The following is a 26,613-nucleotide window of genomic DNA, read 5'->3' on the forward strand; positions in this document are numbered from 1 at the left end:
CCATGACAGACGAGCGCAAGAACGAACGACACAAGAAAGCCATGCAGAAGCAGAAGGCGAGTGTGGATGCCAGCATCAGCGCCGCCAGCACAGAGCGTGGGGTCAGTATCCTGCTCACCGGCAATGGCAAGGGCAAATCCAGTTCTGCTTTCGGCATGGTCATGCGCGCTCTCGGCTACGGTTACAAGGTGGGTGTAGTGCAGTTCATCAAGGGTGAACAGCTCTCCGGGGAGGAAATCTACCTGCGGGAGCAGTGCCCGCAGGTAGATTTCTACCAGATGGGCACGGGGTTCACCTGGGACACCCAGGACCGCAGCGCAGATATCGCGGCCGCCCAGCGCACCTGGGAGCAGGCCGCGGCCATGCTGGCCAACCCTGCGTACCACCTTGTTGTACTGGACGAACTCACCTACATGCTGGCCTTCGACTACCTGCCTGAGGAGACGGTGCTTGCCGCGCTTGCCGGCAGGCCGGCCGAGCAAAGCGTGGTGGTCACCGGCCGTGGCGGCGGCAAGGCACTGCAGGAGATCATGGACACCGTCTCGGAAGTGAAGGAAATCAAACACGCCTACAACGCCGGCATCAAGGCCCGGCTCGGCGTTGATTACTAACGTCATCCACCGTCGACGGCGGGCGCAGCGCTTGCTGTTGCTGCTGGCCGCCTCGCTGCCGCTCGCCATGCTTCTCGCGCTGGGCAGCGGCGCAGTCAAAATCGCTCCGGGTGACACGGTGGCCGCACTACTGGGCGTTGACCGCGGCCAGGCCAGCCTCATTGTGCAGCAGATACGTCTGCCGCGTGTGCTGTTGGCCGGCATCATCGGTGCCACGCTGGCGATGAGTGGCGCGGCCATGCAGGGGCTGTTTCGCAACCCGCTCGCGGACCCCTCCCTGATTGGCGTAACAGCGGGCGCGTCGCTGGGCGCCTCACTGCTGATTGTGGCCGGGGGCAGCAGCCTGACGGGCTTTATGGGCCTGAGCCTGGTCTCGCTGGCGGCTTTCGTCGGCGGCGTGCTCGCCGTACTGCTGGTCTACCGCTTGGCCAGCTCTGACAACGGTACCTCAGTCGCCACCATGTTACTGGCGGGTATCGCGATTACCGCACTCGCGGGTGCGGCCGGCAGCCTGCTGGAGTTTTTCACAGACAACGAGCGCCTGCGCCAGATCAGCCTGTGGAAAATGGGCGGCCTTGATGGTGCCACACTGCCCCGCCTGTTGCTCGCCACGGTGGTAGCAGGTTCCGTGCTTCTGGCGCTTCCGCGCTATGCACTGCCACTGAATACACTGTTGCTCGGCGAATCCGAGGCCCGGCATTTGGGTATCGCGGTCAACCGCACAAAACTCGCGCTGATCACCTGGGTGGCCATCGGTGTGGGGACGTCGGTGGCCCTGGTGGGCACCATCGCCTTCGTCGGTCTGGTGGTACCGCATATCGTGCGCCTGCTGATCGGCCCCGACCACCGTACCCTGCTGCCCGCCAGCGCGCTGGGCGGTGCCATTCTGCTGGTGTGCGCAGATGCCCTGTCACGGACCCTGCTGGCCCCCACGGAATTGCCGGTCGGTATCATCACCGCACTCATCGGCGTGCCATTCTTCATCTCGCTGCTGCGCCAGCGACACCACTATGGTATGCAAACGTGAGTTTGCTCGCGCTGCAGAGCGTGGATGCCGCACCCTGGGGCGACCCGGTGCTGACGGACATCAACCTCCGACTTGAGCCCGGCGAAGTCATCGGGCTCATCGGCCCCAACGGCGCCGGTAAATCGAGCCTGCTGCGCCTGCTTGCCGGCGACTTTGCAGCCACGAGCGGCAGCCTGCGCTTTGCGGGTCGCGCGCTGGATAGCTGGCCGCGGCAGCAGCTTGCGCAGCGGCGGGCTTTCCTGCCGCAACTCTCCCTGCTCAATTTCCCCTACACCGTGGAGGAAGTGGTGCTGCTGGGGCGCACGCCGCACAGCACCGGCCTGCGTGCCGATCAGGACATTGTGCGTCAGGTATTGCGCGCGACAGATACACTTTCTCTGCGCAACCGGCTGTATACCCAGCTGTCGGGTGGCGAGCGGCAGCGCGTACAGCTTGCCCGCGTGCTGGCGCAGCTGTGGCACAGCACGGACATGAGCGGTACGCTCCTGCTGCTGGACGAACCGACAGCAGCGCTGGATCTTGCCCATCAACAGCAGCTGGTCACGGTCATCGCCGACATCGCCGCGCGGGGTTGTGCCGTCATGCTCGTGGTGCACGATGTCAACCTGGCCGCTAGCGTCAGCGATCGGCTGCTGGTGCTGGACGCAGGGCAGGCGGTAGCCAGCGGCAGCCCAGAGGCCGTCCTCACACCGGCTCTTTTCCGGGAACTGTTTCACGCCGAGGTGCTGGTGCAGCCGCATCCCAACGGGCGTCAACCACTGGTTATTGGCCTGTGAATCGTATTCTCGCGTTGTGCTGCCTGCTGACGGGCTACGCTGGCACCCTCATCGCCGGGACCGTGACGGTAGTGGATTTCGCCGGGCGCACCGTGACACTGCCAGAGCCCGCACAGCGCATCGTGGCGCTAGCCCCACACATTGTGGAGAACCTCTATAGCGCCGGGGCCGGCGACCGCCTGGTGGGTGTAGTGAGCTACAGCGATTTTCCCGCACAGGCCCGCAGTCTTCCCCTCGTGGGCTCTTTCAACGCTTTCAGCCTGGAGCAGATCCTGGCCAGCAAACCCGACCTGATACTGATGTGGGGCTCCGGCAACGGGGCCGGCGCTCTGGAGAAACTCGAGCGGCTGGGCATTCCCGTCTATGTCAGCGAATTACGCTCACTCGACAACATCCCCGCAAGCATCCGCCGCCTGGGGCAACTGGCGGGTACCGAGGCGCACAGTGAAACCGAGGCACAACGCCTTGAGGACGGATTTGCGCGGTTGGCGGCGGAGTACGGCGCCGCGCCGCCCCTGCCAGTGTTCTATCAGATATGGCACCAGCCATTGCAGACCGTGAACGGTGAACACCTGATCAGCCAGATCATTACGCTTTGTGGCGGCAGGAATATTTTCGCGGATGCAGCAACACTCGCACCCCGGATCAATCTGGAATCCGTTCTCGCGCGCAATCCGCGCGTAATTGTGGCCGGCGGCATGGAGACGGCACACCCCGAATGGCTCGAGCACTGGCGACAATACCCGGGGTTACGGGCGCTGAGTGGCGGCCTGCTGTCGGTCAACCCGGACCTGATTCAGCGCCCGACCGCCCGCGCCCTGGACGGGGCGCGGGACCTCTGTAGAAAACTGGAGGCCGTGCGCACCGGGAAATAAGCGACCCTGAGGCTACTGATCACCACCGCCCTGGGCACCTTGCTCAATTCCTTTCAGGAACTCGCCTAGCTTGCGTCCGGCCTCCTCGGGGGACATCTCTTCCATGCCCTCAAATTGCTCACCCATCTCCTCCATCCGCGCATCCATTTCACGCGAGGCACGCTCGCTACCCAAGCTGGTGAAGATGAACAGGACCGCAAGCACGCCGAACACAATCTGCGCCGTCCTGCGCGGCCGGGCATGCACGGCAACGCTCGCCTCAACCAACAGCCATGCCCCCCAGGCGATCGTTACGATGCCGCCGATGTAGGGCACAATGCCGAGCAACGCACTAACCGGGTAGAGCGCAGCGAGAGCCGCCTGGCAACGAAATGCAGTCTCGTAATCCTCCGTCGACCCCATAAGCTTCCAGATGACATAGAGCACGGCGGCCCCGATAAAGGCACCGAGCACTGCCATCAATGGGCCGAAAATCAACGCACCGAACACCGCGGCCAACAGGCCACCGGCAGAGCCAAACAATGCGAAGACTGCGGCGATGACGCCCGCCACGGCGCCCATGACGGCCACAAATAAGACCGGGTCACCGAACCCGCCGGTCTTTTCCATCGATTGAAAATAGTTGACTGGCCGCGTGATCACCTCGCGAGCCTGCGCGATGATCTGCTGGATATCGAAACCGTTATTTACGCTCATGACGCCTCCATTCCTGTTTATTGCTATTGTCAGGGACCGCAGGGAAATACTACGTGCGCAACGGCACAAATACCATCGGTATGGATTTTGCCAACGCCACTGGTATTCTCCTTGTCCAAACCAGACAGGTCTCCGGTTAACATGGTCACTTTGCACAAAAAGTTGTTCGCTACTCTGTTCTCCCTACTGCTCCTGTCCTCGGCGGCGAAGGCAGCAGACTACGAGATTCTCTACCGCGCCAAAGTGCACCCGGACAGCGATGTTGCCCGGGTGGAGATACGCCTGCGCGGTGAACGACTGCCCAGTCAGCTGACCCTGAGCCTGGACCCCGAAAGACACCGGTCGGTAACAGCGGAGCATGGACTGCGCCTCGACGACAACAGCGCCGTATGGAAACCGCGCGAACCGGAAGACAGCCTGCACTACGAGTTTGTCATTGACGAACAGAAAGCGAGCGGCAGCTATGACTCGCTGCTCACTGAGCATTGGGCAATACTGCGCAGTGACAAGCTGGTTCCGCCGATTGCAGCGCGTGTACCGAAAGGCCTGGAGGGGCAGGCAGAATTACAGTTCCTCTTGCCCGAGGGCTGGTCGGTTGCCGCGCCCTATCCTACCCGCGAGGAAGATAGCGCGAGATACCTGCTCTCGGACCCGGGGCGCATTTTCCCGCGTCCCAAAGGGTGGCTGATCCTCGGGGAGATCACCAGTCGACAGGACATCATTGCCGGTACCGACGTGCGCGTTGCTGCACCGGCGGGCCAGGGTGATCGCCTGCAGGACACCCTCGCGTTCATCGGCTGGAACCTGCCGGCGGTCAAAGCGGTGTTACCCGGGTTTCCCGACCAGTTGCTGATCGTGACGGCGGGCAAACCCATGTGGCGCGGCGGCCTGTCCGGCACGCGGTCGCTGTTCATGCACGCGGATCGCCCGATGATCAGCGGCAACCGCACCAGCAGCTTGATCCATGAGCTGATCCATGTCGGCACCGGTATCAGCGGCGGCAAGCGGGCGGACTGGATCGTCGAAGGGCTGGCGGAATACTACGCCTCCGCCATCCTGTTTCGCACCGGCGGCATGAGTGACTGGCGCTACGAGCAGGTGCTCGAGTGGAAAACCGACTGGGCCAGGGAAGCAGACACGCTGTTCGCGCGGCGTTCTTCCGGGCCGGTGACGGCCCGCGCCGCCATTTTCATGCACCGGCTCGACCAGGCGCTGGCAAAGGCGACAGACGGTGCCGCGGGCATTGATGACGTCGCCCGCGCACTGGCGCAGGATCGCGGTCGTGTCTCCCTGGCACAGCTCAAGGAGATCGTCGCCGAACTTGCCGGGGACGCGGTCAATGTGGATGCACTGATCGCAGGCCTGGAGAACGCCGGCTGACCCAGCGCGGCATGACTTTTTGCCGAAGATAATTGCGCCCCGCAGTCTGTCACGCCGGGCGAGCTGGCAGTATGATCTGCGCCGTATTCCCTTGCCTGCCGGTCGCCACACCCCATGCGCCAACATCCCTTTCTCGCCCGTCTGTGCAACGCCTGCCATGGCGCAGTGCTGGCATTGTTGTGTGCCGCTTCAGCCACAGCCACCGACATCGTACTGCCTCTCGAGCTGGACCTGGCCATCGTGGAAGAGGCGCTCGCGGTACAGCTGTTCACGGGGACGGACGCGAAAGCGGAACTGTTCCACGATTCCCAGTCCTGCAACGCGCTGACGCTTTCCGAGCCCAGGGTAGAAGGCACCGAGTCTGGCCAGCTGCGTGTCACCAGCCGTATTGAAGCGCGGATAGGATTGTTGCTGGGTGGGCGCTGCCGCCTGCCAGTCGCCTGGAACGGACTCATTGAAACCTTTGAAGATATTCGGGTGATGCCAGGCAGCGATCAGGTGTCGTTTCGCGTGACCGACTCCAACATGCTCAGCAGCGAGGATGGCAGCCGCAAATTGCCGGGCATGATCTGGGACTGGATCAAGGGCCAGGTCCACCCGCGCCTCAGCGCCATCACGCTGGACTTCGGCCCGGCACTCACCGAGTTGCGCTCGCTTATTCACGATGCCCTACCCGCGGATCTCGCCGAGCGCAGCGCGGTCGCTCACTCGCTGCAGTTGCGGGGAGCAGAGGCCCGCCCGGGCGCAATGACGGTGCTCCTCACCCTGCAGGCACCCAGCATACCCACGCTCGCCACGGCGACGGGCGATACGGGTCCTCTCAGCAGCGCGGAACTCGCCGCGTGGGACGAGGCCTGGCAGGCATGGGATGCCTTCGCTACCTGGCTGGTCAAGGATCTGGCTGCACCAGCGGACCCGGAACTGCGCGCCGAGTTGCTGGCCCTGTTGATGGAGGCACGTTACGAACTTCGTCAGGCACTGGCCAGCGAACGCACGGGGACGGACCCGGTACGTAGCCTGTTCCTTTCCACCTGGACACGCCTTGCCCCGCTGCTGCGCGAGAATGCGCCTGCCATTCCCGGCGGTCGCAGCCTGGAGCTGGCGGCCTTTCTCAGCGCCGGGAACGCGCTGCAGGCGCTGGACAACGCCGCGCCACAGCTCGGCCTCGCAGTCGACAGCCAGACCCTGCGCCGACTCGCGCGCCTGCTGGCGCCCAGCGTCAGCGACGACGAACTGGCCTACAGCACGGCGGTGGACCCGGAACTGCGCACGCTGCTGGGCTTGCCGGCGCAACTGGACAGCGAGCCTCTGGGGGAAACCACCGCGTCCGGCCCTTTTGCCTGGCTGATTCGCCCTGCGCACGCCAGCTCGGTGAGCAAGAGCCTGATACAGCTGCTGACCGGCTGGGTGCCGGCAACCGCTGACCTGGACCGCTATCTGCTGGCCATGGAGCAGCTGCTGGATGAAAGCATTGCCGCAGAGCGCGCGCGCGGCGCAGTACCCAGCGAGTTCTTTACGCTGTATCAGGATCTGGTGCGAGCTACCGCCTGGCAGGAGTCCTGCTGGCGCCAGTTCGTGGAAGAAGGCGGCAAGGTCACCCCAATTCGCTCCTCTGCCGGCTCAGTAGGGCTCATGCAGATCAACCAGCATGTCTGGCGCAATATTTACGACCTCGAGGCCCTGCAGAATAATGTCGGCTACAACGCACGCGCGGGCAGCGAAATACTCTCACACTATCTGGTGGACTACGCCATCAAACGCGGCGAACACAAAGTGAACGGCAACGTCGACGACCTCGCGCGCGCTACCTACGGCGTGTACAACGGCGGGCCGCGCCACCTGACGCGCTATCGCCAGGGGAGCAGAAGCGCTTACCTGCGCGGCGTCGATGAGGCGTTCTGGGAGAAGTACCAGGCCATTCGCAGCACCGGTGCCGCCGCGGTCAAGCAGTGTTACGGCGGTGCCTGAAGCGCCAGCCCGAACAATTCCCCCGTCATAAACAGCACAGCGGTGCCAGACAGCTGCACCCGCTCGCCCTGCAACGCGATGCCTACCTCGCCGCCTCGCGGCGATATCTGGCGAGCCGAGAACACGGTTTTATCGAGTTGCTGTGCCCAGTAAGGCGCGAGCCGGCAATGGGCAGAGCCGGTGACCGGGTCTTCCGGTACACCCAACCGGGGCGCGAAAAAACGGCTGACAAAGTCGTGCCGCTCACCGGGCGCCGTGGCGATCACACCCAGCGCATCCTGCTCGCCGAGTCGCGCGAAATTGGGCTGCAGCGCAGCCACTTCGGCCTCGCTCGTATAAACCGCGAGCAGGTAATTGCCGCCCGCCTGCACCTCCAGCGGCGCGCAACCCAGCGCCTCACCGAGGCCTGGCGGCACCGCGCAGGGCGCTGTCGGCACGGCGGGAAAGTCCATCACATAACGCGCGCCTTCACGCCGAACCCGCAACTCACCACTGCGCGTGTAGAAGCGCACACACTCCCCGGTGTAACCCAGCTCGGTGTACAGCACATGAGCACTGGCGAGCGTTGCATGACCGCAGAGGTCCACCTCCGCAGCAGGGGTGAACCAGCGCAGGTCGTAACCCTCTCCCGCCGCGACAAAAAAGGCCGTCTCTGCAATGTTGTTTTCCATGGCAATGGCCTGCAGCAGCGCATCGTCCGGCCAGGCACCCAGGGGCACCACGGCAGCCGGATTGCCCTCGAATACCTGCTCCGCAAACGCATCGACCTGATACTGACGCACCGTCATGACTGCACCCCGCCAACCGCCGGCTGAAACAGCCTCGACTGATCCGCGGCATAGGTGTACACCACATCCGTACTGGAGTTCAGGGCGGTTTCCGCGGAATCCTGGATTACACTGATCACGAAGCCAACCGCCACAACCTGCATGGCCACATCCAGCGGAATGCCAAACAGGGAGCAGGCCAGCGGCACCAGCAGCAGGCTACCCGAGGGAACACCACTGGCACCGCAGGCAGAGAGCGCGGCAATCACGCACAGCAGCAGCGCGCCGCCCAGCGACACCTCAATGCCCAGCGTATTCGCGGCAGCCAGCGTCAGCACGGTGATGGTGATTGCGGCGCCGGCCATGTTCACTGTGGCGCCAATCGGGATGGTTACCGTATACAGCTCCTCGCTGATACCGAGCTTCTTTGCCAGGTTCAGATTCACCGGAATATTCGCCGCCGAACTGCGGGTAAAGAACGCGGTGATTCCCGACTCCTCCAAACATTTGAGGACTATCGGGTAGGGATTGCGCTGCACCACCAGAAATACCAGCAACGGGTTGACCACGAGTGCCATGATCAACATGCAGCTCACCAACAATACCGCGAGGCTGGCGTAGCCGGCCAATGCGTCCAGACCCGTCGTTGCGACCGTACTGCAGACCAGACCGAAGATGCCCAATGGGGCGAGACGAATCACGTAGCGCACAATGTCGCTGACACCGATGGCCAGGGTCTGCAGGTGTTCGCGAAAACTGCTGCTGGCGCGCCGAAAGCTCAAGCCGAGTAGAATTGCCCAGGTAAGGCAGCCAAGAAAATTACCCGTGAGCAGCGCGTTCACCGGGTTATCGATCAACTTGAACAACACATCAGATAACACATCGCTGACGGCTACCGGTGGGCTTCCCCCGGCCACCCCGGACAGCACGATTTCCTGCGGAAATGCAAAGCTCAGACTTACGGCGACCACCGCAGCACTCACCGTCCCCGTCAGGTACAGCAGCAGGGTGAATGCTGACTTGCGCCCATCACTGCCGCTTTCATGCCGGTTGGCAATTGCGGACATCACCAACAGCATCACCAGCAGGGGCGCAACGGCCTTGAGCATGCCGACAAACAGTGCCCCGAGCAGCCCCAACGGCTCGGCAACCGCGGGCGCGATAGCGCCCAGCGCAGCACCGAGAGCAACACCGATCAGAATCTGGGGCACCAGGCCCAGTGACATCAAACGCATGCAGCGGCTCTCCGATAATCAGTGTTCACAACCCTGGGCGCTCCCTAGACATCGAGATGTTTACCCAATGGGAGCTCGCGAATGCGTTGCCCGCTGGCGGCAAAGACCGCATTGGCAACGCTTGGCGCAACAGGCGGTGTAGGCGGCTCACCCACGCCGCTGGGGGGCGCAGCGCTGGGCATGATATGCGTTTTGATCACCGGCGGCACCTGTTGCATGCGAGCGATCGGGTAATCATGGAAATTGGACTGCTGTGCCTCACCTCGTTCGAACGTGATCTCGCCATTGAGAGCGAGGCTCAGGCCGAAGATCATGCCTCCCTCCATCTGCGCATGCACGCGATCGGGGTTGATGACGCGACCGGCATCCAGCACGCCGTGCATTTCCAGCACCCGCAGCTGGCCATCGCGCACCTCCACCTTACTCGCCACCGCCATATTGCTGAGAAAACTGTTCGCCGCCGAGAATCCCCAGCCCTGGCCCGCCGGGAGGGATTGCTTCCAGGGCACGCGCTCAGCCAGCGTGCGGATCACGCCGGCCAGACGCGCGGTATCGTAGGGAAAATCCTCCAGCGAGCGGCCATAATTGCTGTAGTTGAACCCTTCGCCGGCAAAGTCGAGCCTGCGATCCTCGCCGAGCAGATCCAGCCAGAATGCGATGGGGTCACGCCCCGCCGCGTGTGCCAGCTCGTCAACAAAACTGCCAACGCCAAAAGCATAGGGAATGTTGTATACCGAGCGCAGCCAGCCGATGCGCACATGGGCCGGAGCCGGGTGACTCTCAATGCGCAGGTTGGGCACCGCAAACGGCACGCTGGCAAAGGTTTGTGACAACCCTCCTTCGCTGTTCATTTGCACCGAGGGGTCAAACGTGGCGCCAATCGGGGGTGCAGCTTCACGCGCCAGCCACGCGGTCACCTGCCCCTGCGCATCGAGCGCACCCTGGAAATGCTGCGCGCTGCAGGCATGGAAGTAGTCGTGACGGATGTCGTCCTCGCGGCTCCACACCACCTGCACCGGACGTCCGGCGCGACTCGACAGCCGCGCCGCCTCCACGGCAAAGTCCGGCTTGGACTTGCGCCCGAAGCCACCGCCAAGCAGGGTGACATGCACCACAACCGCATCCACGTCCAGCCCAAGGGCCTCGGCAACCGCCTTCCGGGTTGCCTGCGGGGTCTGGGTGCAGGCCCAGATCTCACAGCTCCCCGCGGCAACACGGGCCGTTGCGACCGGCGGCTCCATCGAGGCGTGGGCGAGGTAGGGGGTGCGGTAGGTGGCCCGAACCATCTGCTCGGCGCGCTCCAGTGCTGCGCTGACATCGCCGCGCTCGCGCCGCACCTCACCCGGGCCACTCTCCACCAGGGCTGCAAGACCATCCAGATACTGCGTCGCACTGTGTTCACTGTGCGCGCTGGCTGACCAGCGCAGCTTTAACGCGTCGCGTCCGCGCAGGGCACTCCAGTTATTTTCGGCCAGCACCGCCACACCTTCGATCGGATTGAACCCGGGTGCGCCGTCCGCTGCTTCCAGCGTCACCACATCAACCACACCGGCCATCGCGAGCGCTGCGTCGCTTTCCAGTGACTCGATTTTTCCCTGCAGCCAGGGGCTGCGTTCAATACTGGCATACAGCATATCGGGGAGCTGCACATCAATGCCATAAACCGCCTCGCCTGCGAGCATGGCGTCGAGGTCGACAATCGGCAGGCTCTGCCCCACGTAACGGAAATCTGCCTCGGCTTTCATGCGCAGGGTCGCCGTGTCCGGCATGGGCAGCTTTGCGGCGCGTGCCGCAAGCTCGCCAAAACCGAGTGTTTGGCCACCGGGGCCATGCACCACATGCTCGCGCGCCCTGCACTGCGCCGCCGGCACGCCCCAGGTATCGGCTGCAGCCGTCTCCAACAGCGTGCGCGCTGCCGCGCCCATCTGCCGCATGACCAGATAAAAATCGCGCACCGAACGGGAGCCGTCCGTGTTCTGGCTGCCGTACGCCGGATTGGCCTGTGCCTGTATGACCTTTACACGCTGCCAGTCCGCCTCCATTTCATCCGCAACGATCTGCGGCAGGCCGGTGCGAATACCCGTGCCCATTTCCGAGCGATGCGCGACAATCTCCACGATGCCATCGGCGCGTACGCTGACAAAAATATTCAGCGCCGACCCGGTGGCCTCATCCAGAACACCCGCGAGCGCCCCGGGGCCCGGCACGCGAGCACCAAGCACCAGTCCACCAGCGGTGAAGCCTGTGAGCTGCAGAAAACGGCGCCGGGAGACTTTTCGCAGTGTGTTCATGCCTCGTCCTCCGCCTTCTCTACCGCCGCATTGGTATATTGGGCACTCTTTATAGCAGCGTGAATGCGCGGATAAGTACCGCAGCGACACAGATTGCCCGACATGGTGCTGCGAATTTCGTCGTCTGATGCGCCGGGGTTCGCTGCCAGCAGCGCACTGGCGGCCATTATCTGCCCTGGCTGGCAGTACCCGCACTGGGGCACGTTGTGCTCGCGCCAAGCCTGCTGCAGAGGGTGCTGGCCATCGGCGGATAGCCCCTCGATAGTCGTGATTGCGCCGCCGCTGGCGTCGGCGACGGTCACTTGGCAGCTGCGCCGGGCCTGGCCGTCAAGGTGCACCGTGCAGGCACCGCACAGTCCCTTTCCACAGCCGTACTTGGTGCCGCGCAGCTGCAGCAGGTCACGCAGTGCCCAGAGCAGGGGCATGTCAGGCTCGCAATCCACTTCCCGCTGCGTTCCATTCACCGTGAGCTTCATCAGCAACCTCCTGAGGGGGATAGAAAACGCTACTCTATACCCTTCAGCTTGCAGGGCAAGTTGAGACCTGCCGGCGCGGCACGGGGTCTTGCCAAGCACACTGCGTCTGCTACCCTCCAGCCCAACCAAAACACCTTAGCGAGCGTACAACCGACCATGAAACCAGCAACTATCGCCCTCCACGCCGGCTACGATGGCGACCCAGCCACCAATGCGGCAACTGCCCCCATTTACCAGACCACCTCCTACACCTTTAACGACACCCAGCACGGTGCCGACCTGTTCGACCTCAAGGTGCCCGGCAACATCTACAGCCGCATCATGAACCCCACCAATGCTGTGCTGGAAGCGCGGATGGCCGCGCTGGAGGGCGGCATTGGTGCGCTCGCCGTGGCATCCGGCATGGCTGCCATTCGCTACGCTATCGAGGCCATTGCCGAAGTCGGCAGCAACATTGTCAGCACATCACAGCTCTACGGCGGCACCTACAACCTGTTCGCCCATACATTTCCCCGTCAGGGCATTGAGACACGCTTTGCCCAGGCCGACGATTTCGACAAGGTTGCCGCGCTCATTGACGACAACACCAAGGCCCTGTTCTGCGAGTCAATCGGCAATCCGGCCGGCAACGTGGTCGACATCGCGCGCTGGGCGGAGATTGCGCACGCGGCTGGCGTACCACTGATCGTCGACAATACCGTTGCCACACCCACGCTTTGCCGGCCCTTCGAACACGGTGCGGATATCGTGGTGCACTCGCTGACCAAATACATCGGCGGCCACGGCACCACGATCGGCGGTGCCATCGTGGACTCAGGCAAATTTGACTGGGCAGCGCAGCCGCGGCGTTTCGCCATCATGAACACGCCCGACCCTTCGTATCACGGCGTGGTCTACACCGAGGCCATGGGGCCTGCCGCCTTTATCGGCCGCTGCCGTGTGGTGCCATTGCGCAATACGGGGGCCGCGCTGTCTCCACACAGCGCATTCCTGCTGATGCAAGGACTGGAAACACTGGAGCTGCGGATGCAGCGCCATTGCCACAACGCCAAGAAGGTTGCCAAGTACCTGCACAAGCACCCGCAGGTTGAGTGGGTCAACTATGCCGGGCTGAAAGACAGCCCCCATCGCGCCACCTGCAAGAAAATCTGTGGCGGCAAGGCATCCGGCATTCTCAGCTTCGGTATCAAGGGAGGCAGTGAAGCCGGCGCCCGCTTCATCGACGCGTTGCAGCTGATTCTGCGTCTGGTCAATATCGGCGACGCCAAGTCCCTCGCCTGTCACCCGGCCAGTACCACACACCGCCAGCTTAACCCGGAAGAACTCGCCTCCGCCGGTGTCAGCGAGGACATGGTGCGTATCTCCGTGGGTATCGAGCATGTCGACGACATCATCGCCGACATCGAACAGGCGCTGGAGGCGAGCCAGAGCTGAGCTGAAGCTGCGCGGCCGTCACCGTTTCCGATACGGAATATCGCAGTAGGTGATCGGCTGCGCCGGCGTCGCGCCGGCGTTACGCAAATAGAGCGACAGGGAATTCATCGACAGGTCGATGTTGCTGGTGGGCCCAAGAAAAACATGTTCGATGGCAAGTTCTGCTGAGGCATTGCGCAGGCAGAATGGATACCAGGGAATGAGCATGGAGGTGCCTTCCCTGAACTGCACCGGCGCGGAGGCGGGATCGGAAATCGTGGGGGACACGATCCGCCATTCCTGCTCTTCCTCAAAAGCCGGGTGCTTGAGAACAGCCGAAATACGCAGAAGATCACCTTCGATACTCTGGAACAACGCCATCCAGCGTTCGTTTTCTGACTGTGCCCTGTCGTCGCTTGGCGTTTGCCCTGCGAGCGTTTCAAGCGTATCGATAATCTCATTGATCATTTTCGCCTGAAGTGCCGGCTCGTAGACGCACTGGCCCACCTCAAAGCCCTGGCGCAGCGCACAGTCCAGAATATGCGCTGGATCGAAGCCAAGGCTGACACCCTTGCCGTGCACACTGTAACCACGCCACTGACTCAACAGATTGCCGTTGCCCCGAAACGATGCGCAGAACAGCATTGGGCCACTCACCACACGGTGCGTCAGCCAGTCGAGGAAGGTGGTCAACAGTGCCGGGTTATCCACCCCTGAGAGAATACGCCGGGTTACGTGGTCACTGAGCAAATCCAGTGTATGACGCAATTCCGTGGAATCGTTCATGTAGCGTATATCGCTACAGCGCAGTTCCGCCGCACCCACAATGCCCAACAACCCACTGAGCGTGGTGTAGTGGTACAGCGTTTCCTGCGGCGCATCCGCAAACAGGCGCTGTGATATCAGGTCGAACACGCGGCACGGCTCCCGGTTTGCACTGTCATTGCCACACTACCATTGCCGCACTACGCGCCTGCTATGACAGTCAAGGGTTACAGCAGCGCTTCAAAGTGGTCGGTAAGCACGCAGTCCCGGCGTCGCGCATCGTACTCACGCAGGGGCTCCACATCCTCCGCGCGAATCACCTGCTTGGCTACAGCCTCCTGCAGCGCTTCATCCAGCGTGTCCGCCTCCAGCTCGCCTTTGCTCCACGCTTTCTGCAGGGCCACAAAGGGCTTCTCCACCGCCAACAGCATCTGGTAGGTACTTTCCACTCTACCCACCGCGTCCTCGGGATCGATACTGAGGTAGACCCGCTCGGACAACGTGCCGCGTACCGGGTTCGGGGCCATGATGAGGTCGCCGAGGTCGCGCACCATGGCGTCATTCGGTGCTGGATAGATACGCCCCAGCGGCAGGCAAAGCGCACGCAACGCCAGTCCCAGCGCACGCGGCTGGAAGTTCGCACAATACGCAATCAATGCTTCCTGGGCGAGATGCAGCGAGCGTTGTAGCGCATACGCCGCGTGCGCATCCGCCTCCTTGCTGCGTGGCTGCGTGGCATGAAACTTCAACAGACTGCTGGCAATCAGCAACTGGCTGTGCAGGTCGCCGAGGCGGGCCGAGAGCAATTCGCGCCGTTTCAGGTCACCGCCCAGCACACCCAGTGCCACATCGGCGCAGATCGCCAACGCGGCGCTGAGATGGTTGATACGCTGGTACCAACGCTTGCTGAAATCATCGGCCCCTGAGGGGACTCCACTGAAATGCGCGCCGCTGAGGCCCAGCATGAGGAGCCGTGCAAAATTGCTACCCGCATGCCCAAGATGACTCATGAGCAACGGTTCAAACGCGCGCAGCCCCTCGTGCTCCTCCTTCGCCTCAAGCGTCTGCATCTCGTCGAACAGATACGGGTGGCAGCGCATGGCTCCCTGACCAAAAATCATCAGTGACCGGGTAAGAATATTGGCACCTTCAACCGTGATCGCCACTGGCAGCGCGTGATAGCCCGCCGCAAGAAAGTTGCGTGGGCCCAGCTGTATACCGCGACCGCCCACCACATCCATGCCGTGATTGACCAGCGTGCGCATGAGCTCGGTTGCGTGGTACTTGGCCATCGCGGTCATCACCGAGGGCGTGCCGTCTTCCAGGGAGCGAGTGATCAGTTCACGCAGCGCCTCCAACGTGTAAGCACCCGAGGCAATCTCGGCGGTGGCTTCCTGTACACCCTCAAACTTGCCAACTTCCATGTTGAACTGCCGGCGGATGCGCGCGTATGCACCTACCATCAGGTAGCACATCGCACCGCTCGCCGTGGACAGCGCCGGCAGGGAGACACCGCGACCGGCGCCCAGGCATTCGATGAGCATCCGCCAGCCCTTGCCTGCCATCGCGGGGCCGCCGATGATCCAGTCGACGGGGATGAACACGTCGTGCCCCTGGATGGGCCCGTTCATGAAGGGTGCGCCCGGGTTGTGCCGGCGGCCTATTTCCACACCCGGATGCGTCGCCGGCAACAGGGCGCAGGTGATGCCGTAATCGGTTTTTTCCGGATCTCCCAGCAGGCCTTCCGGGTCCTCCAGTTTGAACGCCAGTCCAACTACGGTGGCCACGGGTGCGAGCGTGATCCAGCGCTTGTGGAAATTGAGGCGCAGACCAATAACCTCCTCGCCCTCGAACTCCCCCTTGCAGACCACGCCGAGGTCGGGAATTGCTCCGGCGTCGGAGCCAACTTCAGGGCCCGTGAGGCCAAAACAGGGTAACTCGCTGCCATCGGCGAGTCCGGGCAACCAGCGCTGCTTCTGCGCCTCGGTACCGTATTTGACCAACAACTCACCCGGACCCAGTGAATTGGGCACCATCGCCGTGACCGCCGCGGTTATCGAGCGGCTGGCAAGCTTGCCCATGATTCGGCTCTGCGCATAGGGACTGAAATCACGACCGCCAAACTCCTCGGGGATAATAAGCCCGAAGAAGCCCTTCTCACGCAGATAGCTCCATACCTCCGGCGAGAGATCCTGACGCTGGTGCACGTCCCACTCGGTGATCATGCTGCACAGGGTGTCGACTTCGTTGTCCAGAAACGCCTGTTCACGCTCACTCAGCGCTGGAGGGTGCGTTGCGGCGAAGGCCTGCCAGTCCGGCTGGCCACTGAATAACGACTTGTCCCAGCCCGTGGTGCCGGCCTCCAGTGCCTCGCGTTCGGTACTGCTCATCGACGGCATGGCCTTGCGCAGCAACTTGTAGACGGGGGCAACCAGATACTCCCTACGCCAGGACTCAACGTTCAGCATCAGAAGCACCGCAAGGGTGGGCAGAAATATGAACCACATACCGCCCTCCCCCAGAGACAGGAGCAACGTGCCCAGGCCGACCAGCACCGAGCCCGTGGCGAGGGACGGGCGCAGCAGCAACACGGCAAGAACAAGCAGGATATAGAGAACGATCGACAGCAACATGGCGGAACACCTCGTGCAAGCGCACCGGGCCGGTGCGTAAGGAACAGCCCACAACCTACCATAAAGCATTCAGGCGACTGCGCACAATCACGGGCAGAACGCCGCGCAACCACCCGGTCGACGGGCAAACTGGCCAGCCCCCGGTCATAAACGCTATACTCAGGGCCTCGCTGGACCACCTCCAATAATAGCGCCGGCTTTTTCACATTCGGCTGGCGACACAATGCATACAGTCTGGACGATGGCCAACTCATGAGTTCTGAAAATTTCGGAGGCAACAACATGGCTTTTGAACTTCCCGCACTGCCCTACGCACGTGACGCTCTGGCGCCGCACATTTCCGCCGAGACCATCGACTACCACTACGGCAAGCATCACAACACCTATGTCGAAAAACTCAACGGCATGGTTCCCGGCACCGAGTTTGAAGGCAAGTCACTCGAAGAGGTGATCAAGACCAGCTCCGGCGGCGTGTTCAATAATGCGGCGCAAATCTGGAACCACAGCTTCTACTGGGAATGCCTGAGCCCGAATGGTGGCGGCGAAGCCAGCGGCGCTGTAGCCAAAGCGATTGATGCCGCCTTTGGTTCCTTTGCCGACTTCAAGAAAGCCTTCACCGATGCCGCTGTCGGCAACTTCGGGTCCGGCTGGACGTGGCTGGTGAAGAACAGCGATGGCAGCGTTGCCATTGTTAACACCAGCAATGCGGAAACACCGCTCACCGACAGCAGTGTCACACCGTTGCTCACCGTGGACGTGTGGGAACACGCGTACTACATCGACTATCGCAATGCGCGCCCGAAATACATGGATGCCTTCTGGGCGCTGGTCAACTGGGACTTCGTGAACAAGAACCTGGCCTGACCCTACCTCCGCCGGTGCTCCCACCGGCGGCACTTCACCCCAGCGGCAATGCGGTGGTGGCTTTTATTTCTTCCATCACGAAGCTCGCAGACACATCGAACAGATCCGCTTCAATCAGGCGTTGATACAGGCGGTCGTAGCCGGGCATGTCTGCGACGACCGCCTTCAACAGGTAATCAAGCTGCCCACCCAGCCGATACACCTCGAGTATTCCTTCAACATCCTGCACGATCCGGTTAAACCGCTGCGCCCAGTCTGCATTGTGCTGGTTGGTGCGCAGGGTGATAAACACCGTGAGGCCCAACCCCACACTGGCCGGATCGAGCAGCGTAACCCGCTGGCGGATGACGCCCGCTTCCTCCAGTTTCTGTAACCGGCGCCAGCACGCCGACTTGGAAAGCGCCACCCGCTCCGCCAGATCGCTCACCGACAACGCCGCATCCGCCTGCACCAGCCGCAGAAGCTGCCTGTCCTGATTATCGAGCACCAACATGTTGCGATTTCCCCGAGATGAAACGATTATGCCACTATAAAACAATTATTCGGAACAATGTGCCCAATATTACTCATTTATGCGCACAAATTCGGACAATGTGCCACGACGTCAAAGGTACACTGTACCCTTGAATCTGGCTCGTTACCCCCATCGCGCAGGAGCAACCGCATGTCCTCTCTCATCGCCCGCATACGGGATGCCGTCATTGGACGGCAGCAGCGCATAACCACCCCTTTCGGAGAGAAACCGCTGGTCTATGCGGACTACACCGCCTCAGGACGCAGCCTGGATTTCATTGAGGACTATATCCGCGAGCAGGTCCTGCCGTTCTATGCAAATACGCACACGGAAACCGCCTACACCGGTGCGCGCACTACTGCGTTGCGCGAATCCGCGCGCAGCACGATTCGCGCAGCGGTCAACGGTGGGGTGAACGACAAAGTCATCTTCTGCGGCTCAGGCGCCACAGCCGCAATCAACAAGATTATCGACATCATGAACCTGCGCCTGCCGGCCGATCTCGACCAGCGCTATCAACTCGCGAGCGCCATTCCCGAAACGGAACGCCCGGTGGTATTCATCGGCCCCTATGAGCACCATTCCAACGAACTCCCCTGGCGCGAAAGCCTGTGCACGGTTGAGGTGATTCCATTCGATGCACAGGGGGCCATTGATCAGCAGGCACTCGCGGCCGCGCTGGAAAAGCACGAGGAACGCAGGCACAAGATCGGTAGCTTTTCGGCGGCCTCGAATGTGACAGGTATCAAAAGTGATGTCAGCGGCATTACGCGCCTGCTCAAGCAACACGGCGCCCTGGCGTTCTGGGACTACGCCGCTGCGGGCCCCTATGTTGCCATCAACATGAACGGCGCCGATCCGCTGGATGCTATATTTCTGTCGCCGCACAAATTCGTCGGCGGACCGGGCACGCCCGGCGTACTGGTGGCCAAGGCTGCACTGTTCCAGAACCGCGTACCAGCACTGGTGGGAGGCGGAACAGTGAGCTGGGTAAATTCCACAGCGCATGTCTACGCAACCGATGTGGAGCGCCGGGAGGAAGGGGGAACACCCGCCATTATCGAATCCATTCGGGCGGGGCTGGTGTTTTCGCTCCAGCAAGCAGTGGGTACCAGCAACATTGCCGCACTCGAAGGAGAGCTCGCGGACCGCGCATTGCAGCGCTTCAGCAAGTGTTCGAACCTGGAGGTGCTGGGACACCCAACAGCGGCCCGCCTGCCCATTTTCTCACTGCGTTTTCGCCACGGCGAGCGCGATCTGCACCATGGGTTTGTGGTCGCGCTGCTCAACGACCTGTTTGGTATTCAGGTCCGTGGCGGCTGCTCCTGCGCGGGGCCCTACGCCCACACCCTGTTGGATATCGACCGTGACACAAGCGAACACTTTGAGCAGGCCATCATTGCGGGCGACAGTCTCATGCGACCGGGCTGGGTACGGGTGAACTTCAACTACTTTATTGGCGCAGAGGAATTCGACTACCTGCTCCGCGCCATCGAACTCGTCGCCGAGCATGGGTGGCGCATGCTGCCCAGCTACGCATGGAATGCTGCACACGGTGTGTGGCGACATCGCCAAGGGCACAAGACGCCGATGCCGTCATTTGCCACACCTGGCTGGCTGGAGCAGGCTGATACCCCCGAGGACCGCCCCACTGCGCTGCCCCTGGGCCCACAACTGTTACAGGCAGAAAGAATGTTGCAGCAGGAACCCGGAAACACACAGGCCTGCCCACTCCAACTGACCCCGCAAAACGAAGCGTTGCGCTGGTTCGTGTTGCCACAGGAAGTGACCAGCGGACCAGCAAGCGCAACTGCTTGACGAAATTGAACACGCCCCCTGCTCGCTCGGCGGCTCTCTCCGGTGCGGGGCGAGAAGCGCCGGCGTCTGCTACACTCGGTTCACCTTTTTCACTGCAGGGTTCCGTATGCCGCAGGACGTGACACTGTGCATTACCCCAAGGGAGCGTTTCAGCTGCGCTGTTGCCTCCCTTGAGGACATCATACGCAATACCAGCGCGGGCTACGCATTGGTGTATATCGACGCAAAATCACCCGCATCTATTGCGCGCGAGCTCAAACAACTCTGCGCTGAACACGGTTTCACCTACGTCCGGCACGATCATTACCTGGCGCCCAACCAGGCCCGTAACATGGCACTGGAGCACTGCACCACACGCTACGCCGTATTCGCCGACAACGACCTGTTCGTGACGCAGGGATGGCTGGAAGGGCTGCTCGACTGTGCTCGCAGCACCGGCGCATGGGCGGTAAGCCCGGTTATCCTTGAAGGGGGGACCACGCCACAGGTGATCCATATGGCCGGCGGTGAGCTGAGCGAGCATCGCGCCGACGGCTACAATGCGGTACATCAGTCGCACCGCTACATGCTGCATGCGCTGCGCACCGTACGCAGCGAACTGGTGCGCGAAGCCGTGGGCATGTTTGAGTTTCATTGCGTGCTGTTAGACAGGCAAGCCTTCGCGGAAACCCGCTTCCTCGACGAGGCATTCCTCTCGCACCACGAGCATCTGGACCTGGCGCGTGAAATCCGACTCGCCGGGGGACAGGTGTTCTTTGAACCGACTTCCGTGGTGCGCTACGACAATGCCTCACCGTTCCAGCCCTGCGATCGCGAATTCTTTGAACTGCGCTGGTGCCTCGAGTGGACCGAGAGTTCACTGGAACATGCTCGTCGCAAGTGGCACCTGGCCCCGGGCGATGCCGGGCTGGAACGCGCTGCGCGCTGGACGGAAAAACACCGCCGTCTTTTTGAGAGCACGCAAAAATCCTGGTCTGTACGAGTGCTTCCCATCGTGATGCGGCGCGCTGTGCGCCGATGGGTGCAGAACATCAAGTCAAAGCCAGCCAGCGCGCGTCCCTGACTTCAGATGCTCGTCTTCGATTTTGCACAAACCAACCTGCAGCTACGGAGACAGCTCGTCGCACTCGGCTACAGTGAGCAGGATGTCGCCCGCGTCGATACGGCCTACCAGCTCGGCGTGCCACTGTTTTCGGCGCAATACCGGGCCAGTGGCAAGCCTTTCATTGCGCATCTGGTGGGTACCGCCAGCATTCTCGCCTCGCACCATGCAGCTGCAGATACACTGATCGCGGGGCTCTTGCACGCCACGTTCATGACAGGCGACTTCGGCTTTCACCCCGGTCGGCGCCGCAGCCACCGACAGCGAGCCTGGTTGCGCCATCACCTTGGTGCACCGGCAGAACAACTGGTTGCCACCTACGATGCGCTCCCCTGGAACGCTGCCGCCATTGCCACCTACAGGCAGACCTACCCTACGCTTGATGCCATTACACGCGAGGCCATGCGCATTCGCCTGGCGAACACCTATGAAGACTTCATGGATGACGCCCTGTGCCTGCGGCGCGGAGGCAAAGCACTGCTCTATCGGGATCCAGGCGTCCGGGAGAGCATTCTGGCATTGACCGATCTCGCTGACTGGCCAACGCTGAACCGTTTGCTCCGCGATGCGTTTCAGGATCTCGAGAACACGTGGGCAACGATGTTGCCCGCTGAAAACCGGAAGGGCACCTCTGCACTGCGCCTGCCCGCCTCCGCCCGCCGCCGTCTGATGCCAGCCGCAGAGGGCTGGCTGGCTCGGCGAATCAGACGCCTGCTGGCGAAAAGGACATCCGCCCCGACGGCACAGGGCTGAATGCGGGTCCATCACACGCGCTCCCGATTCGGCGCAAGAAACGTCGGAGCAGCCGGTGCCGAAAGGTTTGGCGAATTTGTAAAAAATTTACAATGCCGTTGAGCTAAAGCTGTCACAAAACGTTGCACTATAGGGTCGCTGAAACGAGCTGTTGGCGCGCAAGTGCCAGTACCCAGTATCCGCGTAAGCACAGGTGTACGCTATGCCAATAAGAATGAAAAGCGCGCTGCTGCCACTGCTGGTAATTGCTGTCGCGATCGCCGGCTATGCCGGGCTGCACGCAGCCGCCCCCAAACCGGAACAGGACACCACACCAGCACGTCCGATCAGCGTATTCACCGCCACGGTACGCGCGGAAGAAACACGGTTAACGGTGCACACACAGGGTGAAGTACGCGCGGCGACCGAGCTGGACCTGGTCGCCCAGGTAGGCGGGCGCATCGTAGCGGTTGCACAGGAGTTTACCGAAGGCGGCCGCATCGCGGCAGGCGAACCCCTGCTCGAGATTGAAGACACCGATTACAGGCTGGCGCTGAGTGAAGCCCGCGCTGTCGTCGCCGAGGCCGATGTCAGGGTGCAGCAGGCGCTGGCTGACGCCGACGTCGCACGGCAACAGTTGCGCAACGAACCCGGCGCCTCCCCGCTGGCTCGCAAACAACCGCAGCTCGCCGAGGCACAGGCTGTTCTGGAAGCAGCCAACGCGCGTCTGGAGCAGGCGGAACTGAATCTTGAGCGCACCCGCGTGCACCTGCCCTTCGACGGGCGCCTGCTCAGCACCCAGGTCAATGTCGGACAATATGTGACACCCGGCACCCCGCTGGGACGGGCCTTCGCCACCAGTCGAGTGGAGGTGCGGCTGCCCCTGAGTGATGATCAGCTGGCCGCACTCGACCTGCCGATTGGCTTCACCGCGGAAACGGGGCAGGAACCCCCAGTCACGTTCAAGGCCACCGTGGCGGGTAAGCAGCACCAGTGGCAGGGACGCCTGCTGCGCCTGGATGCCGCCCTGGATCCGGGATCACGCATGCTCTACGCCATGGCAGAAGTGCAGGACCCCTACGCGAGCGGCGCCTCGGCAGAAGGCATGCCCATGGCAGCCGGGCTTTTCGTCGAAGCCACGATACCCGGGCGCAAGCTGGAGGCAGCCCTGCTGATACCACCTGCCGCGCTGCGCCCGGGCAACAAGGTTCATGTACTTGATGACGATGGCCGCCTGGCGACACGGGATGTGGAAGTACTGTCGCGCAGCGCCACACGCGTCGTGGTAGGACGCGGCCTGCGTGCCGGCGAGCAGGTGATTGTGTCTGCTATACGCAACCCGGTGCAGGGCATGGCGCTGGCGGCGATCGCCGAGCCGGAGAACGGATAAGTGCGCAACTTCATTGGCTGGTGGGTACACAACCCGGTTGCGGCCAATCTGCTTATGCTGGGCATTCTGCTCGCCGGGGTACTGGGCTTCGTCAGCATGGAACGCGAAGCCTTTCCGCGGTTCGAAGTGCATCAGGTCGAAATTGAAGTCACCTGGCCCGGCGCTGCCCCCCAGGAAGTCGAGGAGCAGATTGTATTGCGCATCGAGGAATCCCTCGACGACCTCGATAACGTCAAGCGCGTATCGTCTACTGCGTCCGAAGGCCTTGCGCGGCTGGAGGTCAGCACCTGGCCCGATGTCGACCTCGACCAGTTTCTGAACGATGTGAAAAACCGGGTCGACGCGGTAACAGCGCTGCCCCGGGATATCGAGCCGCCGCGGGTAAAACGCAGCGACTTCCGCGAGGAGATGATTCGCATTGCAGTGCACGGTGCGGTCAGCGAGCGCGAATTGACTCGTCTGGCCGAGGATCTGGGCGACGAGGTCGCCGCGTTGCCGTGGATCTCACTGGTCGAACTGTTTGGCACACGCCGTGAAGAAGTGACCATCGAACTGTCGCAGGCCGCCATGTTGCGCTATGACGTCAGCTTCGACGAGGTTGCCAACGCCATTCGCGGCAGCTCCATCAACCTGTCATCCGGCCAGGTGCGCACCGCAACCGGGGATGTGAGGTTGCGCGCACGCAATCTGGCCGACAGCAGCGAAGACTTCAGTCGAATTGTACTGCGCCAGAACGCGGCAGGCGCGACGGTGACTATCGGCGATGTGGCCACGGTGATCGACGGCTATGAGGAAAACGAGATTCTCGCCACGCTCAATGGCGAACCGGCGGTTCTCATCCAGATGCTCGCTACCGACAACATGCAGGTGGTCAAGGCCAGCGAGGCCGTAAAAGCGTGGATGCAGCGCACGCGCCCCAATCTTCCGGCAGGCATCAGCCTCACACTCTGGTTCGATACCGCCGACATCTACGAAAGCCGTATGGACCTGATCGGCAGCTCCGCCTGGCTGGGCCTGCTGCTGGTGTTCCTGGTGCTGATCATGTCACTGCGGCCCAAGGTCGCCCTGTGGGTGACGGCCGGCATTGCCGTCGCCTTCGTAGGGACCTTTGCCGTGTTGCCCGCCAACGATGTCTCGCTCAACGTGATGTCCACGTTCGCGTTTCTGCTGGTGTTGGGCATTGTGGTGGATGATGCCATTGTTGTGGGCGAGAGCATTCACCAGCACGCGCACACCGGCGGGGGAACGGAAGCCGCGATTGACGGTGCGCTGGCTGTGGCGCGGCCGGTGATCTTCGCCGTGCTCACCACCATGATTGCCTTCGCACCGTGGTTTTTCGTGGACATTGAAGGCGGCAACATGACGCGCCAGTTTTCCATTGTGATTACCGCCGCGCTCACCATTTCACTGATCGAGGCATTCTGCGTACTGCCCTCTCACCTGCGCCACCTGGAGCACCGCGAGCACATCGGCACCTGGAGAAAGCGGCAGCGACAGTTCGAGGAGAGCATCGTTGCCTTTGCCAACACGCGCTACCGTCGCCTGCTGACACTGGCCACAGAAAACCGCTATCTCACCGCCAGCCTGTTCACCGCCGCTTTCATCATCAGCCTGGGCATATTCACTGCGGGCTGGGTGAAATTTACGTTCTTTCCGGAAGTACAGAATGAACAGGTGCACATCAATGTGGTGATGCCCAGCGGGGCACCCTACTCGCGCTCGCTGGCGGTCCTGGCGCGGCTGCAGGAGGCGGAAAAGCAGCTGATTGCAGAAGTCGAATCGCGCGCCGCCGCCGAGGGTGGCAGCGGCAAACTGGTGCAGGGCTGGTACACCCGTTCGCGCCGCGACAGCGTCATCGCCATCGTCAGCCTGTCCCCCCCGGAAGAGCGTGCGCTGTCTGCCCGCGAAACCGCCGAGCGCTTCCGCGAACTGGTTGGAGATATTCCGGATGCGGAAGAAATCGAAGTCAGCTACACACTCAACGACCAGGGCGCGGCAATCACCTGGGTACTGCGTCACCGGGACCTCGATGTGCTGCGTGCCGCCAGCAGTGATCTGCAATCCCAGCTGCGCAGTTATCAGGGAAGCTACTACGTGCGCGACAGCCTGCGCGCCGGCAGCGAAGAGATTCACCTGAGCCTGCGCCCGGGCGCGGAAAAACTGGGGGTGAGCCTTGCCGATGTATCCCGGCAGGTGCGCCAAGCCTACTACGGTGAAGAAATCCAACGCCTGCCGCGGGAACACGGGGATGTGCGCGTCATGCTGCGCTACCCCTCGGAACTGCGCGAACAACTCGCCAGCCTCGACAGCTTCCGGGTGAGAACCGGCGACGGTCGCGAAGTGCCATTGTTGACCGTCGCCGCGGTAGAAGTGAACAACGCCGTGGACCGGATACAGCGCCAGGATGGCGAGCGCATGGTGCGCATTTCTGCGGAAGCAGCGCCAGAGCTGGTGAGTGACATGAACAAGGACCTCACGGATAATTTTCTGCCCGTGCTGCAGGAGCGCTATCCGCAGCTGGTGGTCCTGCGCGGCGGTGAACAGGAAACCGAGCAGGCCTTTTTCGACGAAATTATCGCCCTCTACGCGGTTGCCCTGTTCGCCATGTATGCACTGATCGCCGTCGCTTTCCGCTCCTATGCACTACCGTTACTGATCATGACCGCCATCCCTTTCGGCTTCATGGGGGCGATTTACGGCCACCTTCTGTTCGCCACACCCATGGCCCTGTTCTCCTATTTCGGCATCGGTGCCGCTGCGGGTGTGGTGGTCAACGACAACCTGGTACTGGTGGACTATATCGGCCGTTTGCGCGAACGGGGCCACACAGCACTGGATGCCGTGTTGGAAGCGGGGGTGGCGCGCTTCCGGCCAATTCTGCTGACCACAGTCACCACCTTCGTCGGGCTGCTGCCGATCATGGCTGAACGCTCGACGGACGCACAGTTTCTCAAGCCCGCGGTATTGTCGCTCGCCTTCGGCGTGCTGTTCGCCCTGCTGGTCACGCTGCTGATGGTACCCGCGCTGTACCTCATCGGGGAGGACAGCAAACGCCTCGCCCGCCGCCTGTGGCCGTGGGGAGCGCCGGCTCCCGCACGCCCCGCTGAGTACAAACGGTAAAAATCACGCCTTCGTACATTGCTTTGTCACACACTGGCGCTATGCTGCGCTCCGCTGGCTGGCTGGCACAAAGATTGCTCCACCTACATTGCCAGTGCCGGAGAAGCGGTTGCAACAGGCACTTCACCCCGGGCATGCACGGCAACGGTGCGCAAGCGCA

21 protein-coding genes are annotated in these 26,613 nt (G+C 62.3%); 13 read left to right on the forward strand and 8 right to left on the reverse strand.

What is annotated here, in order from left to right; genetic code table 11:
* Nucleotides 1-2: 2 nt before the first annotated feature.
* The 4 genes from cobO to G533_RS0102290 all read left to right on the forward strand — a co-directional run bounded on the left by cobO (nucleotide 3) and on the right by G533_RS0102290 (nucleotide 3,289).
* On the forward strand, nucleotides 3-611 hold the full coding sequence (cobO, locus tag G533_RS0102275; RefSeq protein WP_027948566.1) for a cob(I)yrinic acid a,c-diamide adenosyltransferase: 609 nt from the start codon (nucleotides 3-5) through the stop codon (nucleotides 609-611).
* 67 nt (nucleotides 612-678) lie between these two features.
* Nucleotides 679-1,638, forward strand: coding sequence for a FecCD family ABC transporter permease (locus G533_RS0102280; RefSeq protein WP_144079764.1), 960 nt, complete (start codon nucleotides 679-681; stop codon nucleotides 1,636-1,638).
* Nucleotides 1,635-2,414 (forward strand): heme ABC transporter ATP-binding protein, encoded by a 780-nt coding sequence (locus G533_RS0102285; RefSeq protein WP_240472340.1) that lies wholly within the window; start codon nucleotides 1,635-1,637, stop codon nucleotides 2,412-2,414. The genes G533_RS0102280 and G533_RS0102285 overlap by 4 nt, the downstream gene beginning before the upstream one ends.
* A complete protein-coding gene (locus tag G533_RS0102290) occupies nucleotides 2,411-3,289 on the forward strand; it encodes a cobalamin-binding protein (protein WP_027948569.1) in 879 nt (292 codons plus the stop codon). Before G533_RS0102285 ends, G533_RS0102290 begins: the two co-directional genes overlap by 4 nt.
* Before the next feature lie 12 nt (nucleotides 3,290-3,301).
* Here the strand turns inward: G533_RS0102290 and G533_RS0102295 are convergent, their stop codons facing one another.
* Nucleotides 3,302-3,985, reverse strand: a complete 684-nt coding sequence (locus G533_RS0102295) for a YIP1 family protein (protein ID WP_027948570.1) — start codon at nucleotides 3,983-3,985, stop codon at nucleotides 3,302-3,304.
* 141 nt (nucleotides 3,986-4,126) lie between these two features.
* On the opposite strand from G533_RS0102295, the gene G533_RS20190 reads away from it, so the two are divergent.
* Nucleotides 4,127-5,365: a hypothetical protein gene (locus G533_RS20190; protein ID WP_035525928.1), complete on the forward strand. Its 1,239-nt coding sequence runs from the start codon at nucleotides 4,127-4,129 to the stop codon at nucleotides 5,363-5,365.
* Nucleotides 5,366-5,479: 114 nt separating this feature from the next.
* Nucleotides 5,480-7,333 (forward strand): lytic transglycosylase domain-containing protein, encoded by a 1,854-nt coding sequence (locus G533_RS20195; RefSeq protein ID WP_051229882.1) that lies wholly within the window; start codon nucleotides 5,480-5,482, stop codon nucleotides 7,331-7,333.
* Here the strand turns inward: G533_RS20195 and G533_RS0102310 are convergent.
* Genes G533_RS0102310 through G533_RS0102325 form a run of 4 tightly spaced genes read right to left on the reverse strand, consistent with a single transcriptional unit; the run spans nucleotide 7,318 to nucleotide 12,105 of the window.
* Nucleotides 7,318-8,121 (reverse strand): PhzF family phenazine biosynthesis protein, encoded by an 804-nt coding sequence (locus G533_RS0102310; RefSeq protein ID WP_027948571.1) that lies wholly within the window; start codon nucleotides 8,119-8,121, stop codon nucleotides 7,318-7,320. The genes G533_RS20195 and G533_RS0102310 overlap by 16 nt on opposite strands.
* Entirely contained in the window at nucleotides 8,118-9,335 is a 1,218-nt protein-coding gene (gene sstT / locus G533_RS0102315; protein WP_027948572.1) for a serine/threonine transporter SstT, read from the reverse strand. Before sstT ends, G533_RS0102310 begins: the two co-directional genes overlap by 4 nt.
* Nucleotides 9,336-9,379: 44 nt before the next feature.
* On the reverse strand, nucleotides 9,380-11,626 hold the full coding sequence (locus G533_RS0102320; protein ID WP_027948573.1) for a xanthine dehydrogenase family protein molybdopterin-binding subunit: 2,247 nt from the start codon (nucleotides 11,624-11,626) through the stop codon (nucleotides 9,380-9,382).
* Complete coding sequence (locus G533_RS0102325) at nucleotides 11,623-12,105, reverse strand: (2Fe-2S)-binding protein (protein WP_027948574.1); 483 nt, start codon at nucleotides 12,103-12,105, stop codon at nucleotides 11,623-11,625. Before G533_RS0102325 ends, G533_RS0102320 begins: the two co-directional genes overlap by 4 nt.
* Nucleotides 12,106-12,258: 153 nt before the next feature.
* Here G533_RS0102325 and G533_RS0102330 point away from each other — a divergent pair, with 153 nt between their 5' ends.
* A complete protein-coding gene (locus tag G533_RS0102330; protein WP_027948575.1) occupies nucleotides 12,259-13,536 on the forward strand; it encodes an O-acetylhomoserine aminocarboxypropyltransferase/cysteine synthase family protein in 1,278 nt (425 codons plus the stop codon).
* Between the two features lie 18 nt (nucleotides 13,537-13,554).
* On the opposite strand, the gene G533_RS0102335 is transcribed toward G533_RS0102330, so the two are convergent.
* Nucleotides 13,555-14,430, reverse strand: a complete 876-nt coding sequence (locus G533_RS0102335; protein WP_027948576.1) for a DUF2971 domain-containing protein — start codon at nucleotides 14,428-14,430, stop codon at nucleotides 13,555-13,557.
* A gap of 77 nt (nucleotides 14,431-14,507) precedes the next feature.
* Nucleotides 14,508-16,913 carry an acyl-CoA dehydrogenase gene (locus G533_RS0102340; protein ID WP_027948577.1) on the reverse strand — a complete coding sequence of 802 codons (2,406 nt, stop codon included), beginning with the start codon at nucleotides 16,911-16,913 and terminating at the stop codon, nucleotides 14,508-14,510.
* A gap of 282 nt (nucleotides 16,914-17,195) precedes the next feature.
* Here G533_RS0102340 and sodB point away from each other — a divergent pair, with 282 nt between their 5' ends.
* Nucleotides 17,196-17,777 (forward strand): superoxide dismutase [Fe], encoded by a 582-nt coding sequence (gene sodB / locus G533_RS0102345; protein ID WP_027948578.1) that lies wholly within the window; start codon nucleotides 17,196-17,198, stop codon nucleotides 17,775-17,777.
* 34 nt (nucleotides 17,778-17,811) lie between these two features.
* On the opposite strand, the gene G533_RS0102350 is transcribed toward sodB, so the two are convergent.
* Nucleotides 17,812-18,270, reverse strand: coding sequence for an Lrp/AsnC family transcriptional regulator (locus G533_RS0102350; RefSeq protein ID WP_035525932.1), 459 nt, complete (start codon nucleotides 18,268-18,270; stop codon nucleotides 17,812-17,814).
* Nucleotides 18,271-18,441: 171 nt separating this feature from the next.
* Between G533_RS0102350 and G533_RS0102355 the strand changes: the two genes are divergently transcribed.
* The 5 genes from G533_RS0102355 (at nucleotide 18,442) to G533_RS0102375 (ending at nucleotide 26,453) form a co-directional block, all read left to right on the forward strand.
* A complete protein-coding gene (locus G533_RS0102355; protein WP_027948580.1) occupies nucleotides 18,442-20,109 on the forward strand; it encodes an aminotransferase class V-fold PLP-dependent enzyme in 1,668 nt (555 codons plus the stop codon).
* A gap of 106 nt (nucleotides 20,110-20,215) precedes the next feature.
* Nucleotides 20,216-21,172 (forward strand): glycosyltransferase family 2 protein, encoded by a 957-nt coding sequence (locus tag G533_RS20200; protein ID WP_051229883.1) that lies wholly within the window; start codon nucleotides 20,216-20,218, stop codon nucleotides 21,170-21,172.
* A 6-nt stretch (nucleotides 21,173-21,178) separates the two neighbouring features.
* Nucleotides 21,179-21,964 (forward strand): DUF6817 domain-containing protein, encoded by a 786-nt coding sequence (locus G533_RS23265; RefSeq protein WP_027948581.1) that lies wholly within the window; start codon nucleotides 21,179-21,181, stop codon nucleotides 21,962-21,964.
* 202 nt (nucleotides 21,965-22,166) lie between these two features.
* Nucleotides 22,167-23,333 carry an efflux RND transporter periplasmic adaptor subunit gene (locus G533_RS0102370; RefSeq protein WP_027948582.1) on the forward strand — a complete coding sequence of 389 codons (1,167 nt, stop codon included), beginning with the start codon at nucleotides 22,167-22,169 and terminating at the stop codon, nucleotides 23,331-23,333.
* Complete coding sequence (locus G533_RS0102375; protein ID WP_027948583.1) at nucleotides 23,334-26,453, forward strand: efflux RND transporter permease subunit; 3,120 nt, start codon at nucleotides 23,334-23,336, stop codon at nucleotides 26,451-26,453.
* Nucleotides 26,454-26,613 lie beyond the last annotated feature (160 nt).

Source organism: Haliea salexigens DSM 19537 (assembly GCF_000423125.1).
Lineage (GTDB): Bacteria > Pseudomonadota > Gammaproteobacteria > Pseudomonadales > Halieaceae > Haliea > Haliea salexigens.